At 38.9% G+C, this 6,000-nt stretch carries 4 protein-coding genes; 2 read left to right on the top strand and 2 right to left on the bottom strand.

What is annotated here, in order from left to right:
* Window positions 1-841: CapA family protein (locus FTV48_RS07880; RefSeq protein ID WP_179999923.1), on the top strand; the 841-nt coding region annotated here is incomplete at its 5' end.
* Here FTV48_RS07880 and FTV48_RS07875 read toward each other — a convergent pair.
* Window positions 834-1,472, bottom strand: a complete 639-nt coding sequence (locus tag FTV48_RS07875; RefSeq protein ID WP_253602703.1) for a metalloprotease — start codon at window positions 1,470-1,472, stop codon at window positions 834-836. The genes FTV48_RS07880 and FTV48_RS07875 overlap by 8 nt on opposite strands.
* Window positions 1,473-2,143: 671 nt before the next feature.
* Window positions 2,144-2,644, bottom strand: coding sequence for a hypothetical protein (locus tag FTV48_RS07870; protein ID WP_253602704.1), 501 nt, complete (start codon window positions 2,642-2,644; stop codon window positions 2,144-2,146).
* Window positions 2,645-3,593: 949 nt separating this feature from the next.
* Between FTV48_RS07870 and FTV48_RS07865 the strand changes: the two genes are divergently transcribed.
* The gene (locus FTV48_RS07865; RefSeq protein WP_179999918.1) at window positions 3,594-5,723 is read left to right on the top strand and encodes a TonB-dependent receptor; all 2,130 of its coding nucleotides are present in this window, start codon (window positions 3,594-3,596) and stop codon (window positions 5,721-5,723) included.
* Window positions 5,724-6,000: the final 277 nt, after the last annotated feature.

Below are 6,000 nucleotides of genomic sequence, written 5' to 3'. Positions count from 1 at the left end.
TCATAATATTCAGTCACCCTTGAAAGGTTTGAAAAAATTTATTTTAGGTGCCAAAGACAAACCTACTGTAGATGCATTGAAAAAAGCCAATATTCACTACTTATCGCTTGCTAATAACCATATCGCTGACTATGGGGATCTGGGAGTTTGGCATAGTCTCAAAACCCTTAAGCAAGCAGGCATTCATGCTTGTGGTGCAGGAATGAATGAGGTAGATGCATGCAAGCCAATTCGAATAAAAATTAATGGCCGTGTTATTTCTTTTTATTCAGGTTATTGGCATCGAGCAACTAACCAAAAAATATTTAAATTCTATGCGACCCCTTCACAGCCTGGTGTGGCGACTTTAGAAAGTATGCTTAGTGAAGCAGTCCAATACGAAAAAAAGCATTATCCTGAACACATGGTTATTGTATTGGCACATTGGGGGGTAGATTTTTTGCCAACGCAACATTATCAACGTCATATCGCAAAGCAGTTATTTAATTACGGCGCAGACTTAATCATAGGTCATGGAGCTCATACCTTACAATCTATAGAGCAATTTGAAAATAAAGTTGTGCTGTATAGTATAGGGAATGGGATTTTTAATAGTGATGGAGAGTATGATGGCTATCCAAATGCTTTGCCTTTTGGAATAATTGCACAGTTGATTTTTGAACAAGATAAAATGGTATTAAGGTTGTTACCAATTCTGTCTAATAATAGAAAAAGTATGTGGCAACCTGATTTTGTACAGATCGAGGAATTCAAAGCTGTTCAAAAATTCTATGCTAATAATGAGTTTGATTATATTAATACGACAAAATGGCCTTATTATTTTGAGAAGAATATTATTTAGATTTTTGCAAGCGTTTGGTTAAATTCGTATAATATTCTAAAATTATTTTTATCTGATCAGGATTGAATCCAATATTTCGCTGACCACCGCTACCATCACATCCCCCTTTACTGGCCATCAAATTGGTAGCGTCTTTAAATTTCGCTCCTTTTATACAAACGTGGCGTAAGCCAAAAGCATGTCCCATCTCATGAGGGAGAGCGGCTTGGACATTATAGTTCAGCCGTTCCCAATCCAGCAGCACAACTGGTCTGCCACTATTGTGAAATCCCCAACTATCAGCAGCTTTAAATCCTAATTTTGAGTTATAGCCATTAAAAATAAAGACATAAATTTCTGGCACAGAAGTTTTAGATTTAAAGCACTGCTGAAATTTTTGTATTATATCTGAATGCTCAATAGCCTTTGGTCTTTCTAGTGATTCACTGAGATTGCATTTCATTTGCTTGAATTTCTTATAAGAAATGTATTGCTTCAACTCAAACTTAAAAATGGGTTGATTTTTTTCAGTGACAAAATACTGATTTAAAATGTTCAGTTCGTTTTTAATTTGATCCAAATTATCAAATTTTTGTGCTTCAACATAGTTTGTTGCAAATACAAAACTCACTTTAACGACGGGTAAGCTCATAGCGTGCCCTCCAAAGAATAACAGAAGTATTATCGAAAGCATCCTAGGTTTCATAATACGGCTTCAAAGTGATTAAGCCTTAAGTTTAATTTTTATTGATAGCTATATGGTAAATCACTGAGGTGTTTTTGTATATTTATGCAAAATCATGGTAGTTCTATATTTTTTATGAGTTTACAAAATGAGCTGTTGAAATTTCAAAAATTAACTACCAGCCAATAGCGCCACAATCCTGGTGATTAGTACGGCTTTAGCCTTGTCATAAAGTTTCGTATTTCCGTAATATTGCTAAGTTCTTCACTTAATCTAAAGCTATAAAGATTATAAACATGATACATGTAATATTCATTCCAGAGGTGAGGGGAAATATGCTCAAAATTAAACTGATTTTTAGAACTTTCTGTTACATCAATCACAAGATAATCTATATGAATTTTTCTAAGATGAAGGGAAGATATCTTTGGTTAAATACATAAAAATTCTCGAATATTTTTAATCAATAAATAGTCTTGGCTTGTAGCATAGATATGGAGCCGGCATTCGGTCTTTAAAACATTGCCATCAGGATTTATTGGTTTCGGTTGATCTGTACTGAATGAGTTCAGATAGCTTTGATGTAGCTTCAGAATCAAACCATCTCAGGTTTAGGCTACTGGATTAGCCCCCAACACTTAAAGCGTCAAAAACCAAGTCGATGCAATCACCACCATAATAATGATCACCAGCAAAATTTTAATGATGGTCGTTCGGTGTTGTGGCGGAAGTTTGGCCTTGGTCAGGGCATTGCCTGCATGGTCAAACAGAATGACATTCTGCACACTACTTTCATAACCAAGTTCTAGCAAAGCTCGTTTTTCAAGTTCAGTCAAACCATCTTCAGGCAAGTCCATAATTTGCAGCAACGCAATAGAGCTAAATAATTTCTGCATCATAGAGGTCGGCAAGAGCTGCTTTAGTGTCACCGCAGCTGCATCAAAGTCCGCGATGATACTCCGTGGATGGGCATAAGGCACCTCGGGCAGTAACGTATGCGTAATCGTGCCATCGACATTCATCAACTGCATTTTGTCCTTATAGATTTGCACCCATAGGGCATCGGGAAATTTTACTAATTGATCTTGCAGCATGGAAATGTTCTTATCTTGCTGATATTTACCCATTAAATAAGCCATAAACCAAGCCTGCATGAAGACCGGATTTGTAAGACTTGGTTATTTGGCTGTAGCAATATATTTATTATTTTCTTGTCAGGTTTCAGTTGCTTGGCAGCTGCATCTTTACAAGAATGCGATGAGGGTAAATACCCGCACTTGCCATCAGCTACAACGTTCTGCCTTATACAAGCGATGAATACCAACGCTCAGATTTGGGACAAGAGTGACTGCATGGAATGGCTTGTTCACGCGTCATTTCATCGCTCAAACTGTCTTAATCGCCCCGATTTCTACTACTTAAATTACATAAAATAGCATCAACAATCAAAATTCTTTACGCCATATATGGCAGGAAAAGTTTATCTAAGCGTTGTGCGGATATTTTTACAAGCGGCCAAGACTGCTGTCACACTCTTCACCCTGATCTCGACTGGAGTGTCTATCCATCTAAATGGAAATTAACTCCCAGAGCAAAAAAGTGACTTAAGGCTTGATACATTTTCAGCAACTTTAGGATAAAAGCACTTCAATTTTTACGTGAAAGTGAATGTTTTTTATCGGCATGATTTTAGTTTTGAACAAACAGTCTTTAACACCTTGCAATAAGCTCTGATGCATCATTTTTGATGATGGATACTGCTTCAGAAAATACAGCAGTTAAGCCTGTATAGAAATGATGTTGATTTGTTTTATGAGCTTATAAGTGCACTAATAACCCTATAAAATATTAAACAAATAATTAAGGGGCATAATTTTGAATAACTCAAGGAAAGACTTTTATAAATTGTTGTGCTGAATAAACTCACTCGATCAAGAGGTTTAAAAAAACATTTATCTCTGTATTTTGATAATCAGATCCAGAGTTTGTAGATCACTGAAGATCAAGCCGGCTTATAGAATAAATAATCTAGTGCGCTCCGTTCGTTAGGGCTTTGTCTGGCTCATGTAGAAACAGGAACTAAAAATTATGCAGCATAGACTTCAATATTTTCCTATAAAGATCACATTGTCCTGTTTCATCGGCTGTATGAGCCAGACGCTGTATGCTGAAAATTCGGCAAGAGCAGTACAAAAACTCGCACCGATTATCGTGCAGGCGACCCGTACTGACCGGGAGCGTTTAAGCACACCCGCTTCAGTGTATTATCTCAATCAGGAACAACAGAACAGCCTGAATGTGAATCTTTCGGAAACCTTAAAGGGTGTTCCAGGGCTACAGCTCAATAATCGTGAAAACTATGCCCAAGATTTGCAAATTTCAATGCGTGGCTTTGGTGCCCGTTCCAGTTTTGGGGTACGCGGCGTGCGTTTATATGTCGATGGAATTCCGGCGACCATGCCGGATGGGCAGGGGCAAACCTCGAATATTGACTTGAACAGTCTGGAGCATATTGAAGTTTTAGGCGGTGCATTTTCATCGCTATATGGTAATTCTTCTGGAGGGACAATTTTAACCACCACACGGGAAGGGCAAGGTGCTGATTCGATCGAACTGGGTCATTCTGCCGGCAGTCAACATAAAGGTCAGACCAAGCTGGTTTTGCAGGGCGGTTCAGAAAATGCCAATGAGCCGAGCTATATGATCAGTTCATCCTATTTTGATACTGACGGTTTTCGGGATCATAGCGGTGCGCATAAAGTCCTGAGTAATGCCAAGCTGACTTGGGATCTGGAGGACGGCTCTAAAATTAACTGGATTAATAATTACGTTAAAATTGCTGCAGATGATCCCGGTGGTTTAACTCGCGAACAGTGGCAAGCCAATCCTAAACAGGTCGCTGCGAATGTCCTTTTATATAATGCACGTAAGGAAACTGAACAGCTGCAAACCGGGATAACCTGGAATAAACCGATCAATGATCAGCATGAACTCTACGGGATGGCCTATTGGGGACAACGGGCAGTGACCCAGTACCAGTCGATTCCTCGTACAGCGCAAGGTGGAGTCAATCATGCCGGTGGCGTGATTGATTTTGACCGTCATTTCTACGGCACTGACCTGCGCTGGACAGGTAAAGATATTTTTCCAAATACTAAACTGATTTCTGGTATTGCCGTGGATGCCATGAGCGAAGAGCGCAAAGGCTACCAAAACTTTGTCGGTGATACCTTGGGGGTAAAAGGTGAACTACGCCGGGATGAAGACAATCGCTTGTGGAATCTTGATCCTTATTTACAAGCATCCTATGCATTCTTGCCAAACGGGACATTCGATGCTGGTTTGCGTTATAGCAATGTGCATTTTAAATCTAAAGATAAATTCCTGTCCAATGGCGATAATTCCGGTAAAACCGATTATCAAAAGTTATTGCCCTCTTTAGCTTTAAGCTGGCAGCCCTTACCCGAATTGATGGCTTATGCCAGTTATGCCCAAGGTTTTGAAACCCCCACATTTACCGAAATGTCTTATCCGGCAAATACTGCTGAAAACCGCAGCTTGAGTTTAAAAGCAGCAGAAAGTGAAAGCTATGAAGTCGGTTTGAAATTTGCCAATGCTTGGGGGGATTTCACCGTAGCCGCCTTTCAGACCAGAACCGAAAATGACATTGTTTCTGCGGGAAATGAGGGTGGGCGCGCAACTTTTCGTAATGCAGATAAAACCTTAAGAGAAGGTGTAGAGCTCTCCTGGAACAAAAACCTGTGGCGAGATCTGACTGCACAAGCCAGCTATAGCTATATTGATGCCACTTTTGATGCAGATATTCCTGAACTTCGGAATGATGAAGGAGAGGTTGTAGTATCTAGAGTAGCATCGGGGAACTATATTCCGGGGATTGCCAAAAATCAGGCATTTTTCAGTCTGGGCTGGAAGCCTGAAAAAGGCTTACATGCAGGACTCGATGTGCGTTACTCCGACAAGATTTATGTGAATGACTTAAATTCTGATACTGCACCAAGCTACACAGTCGCTGGTACAAATATTGGCTATAACTGGAAAATGCAGGATTGGGCAGTGAATACTTTTGCGCGTGTCGATAACCTGTTTGATAAAGATTATTCCGGTTCGGTGATTGTCAATGAAAGTAATGGTCGTTTCTATGAGCCGGCGGAAGGGCGTCATTGGAGTGCGGGGGTGAGTATGACAAAAGTATTTTAATTCAAAGCATTAAAAGTTACTTTATTTTTATGTGTCTAGAAAATAAAAAAACGACAGGTGATTGGTATATTTTGAAATCTGGGTCAAAATATATAAAACTTGCCATTCGCATATTGATTATTTTAATAAGTCCATTTTTTACTGACCTGAAATAAATAAACTAATCACTAACAGTCTTTGCTTAACTTAATAAACGCTTTATATATTGCTTAAAAAAACAACTCAAACATTACACTGTTTTTAATCTAATTCACCTATTTTATAAAGGCAAAATTAA

The organism is Acinetobacter sp. YH18001 (genome assembly GCF_013416975.1).
Classification (GTDB): domain Bacteria; phylum Pseudomonadota; class Gammaproteobacteria; order Pseudomonadales; family Moraxellaceae; genus Acinetobacter; species Acinetobacter pseudolwoffii.
Note: the sequence above shows the minus strand (reverse complement) of the source record. Positions and strands in the feature narration are given on the sequence as shown.

Coding starts and splice junctions, on each gene's coding strand:
- FTV48_RS07875 (WP_253602703.1), bottom strand. CDS start 1,472: ATGAGCTTACCCGTCGTTAAAGTGAGTTTTGTATTTGCAACAAACTAT.
- FTV48_RS07870 (WP_253602704.1), bottom strand. CDS start 2,644: ATGGCTTATTTAATGGGTAAATATCAGCAAGATAAGAACATTTCCATG.
- FTV48_RS07865 (WP_179999918.1), top strand. CDS start 3,594: ATGCAGCATAGACTTCAATATTTTCCTATAAAGATCACATTGTCCTGT.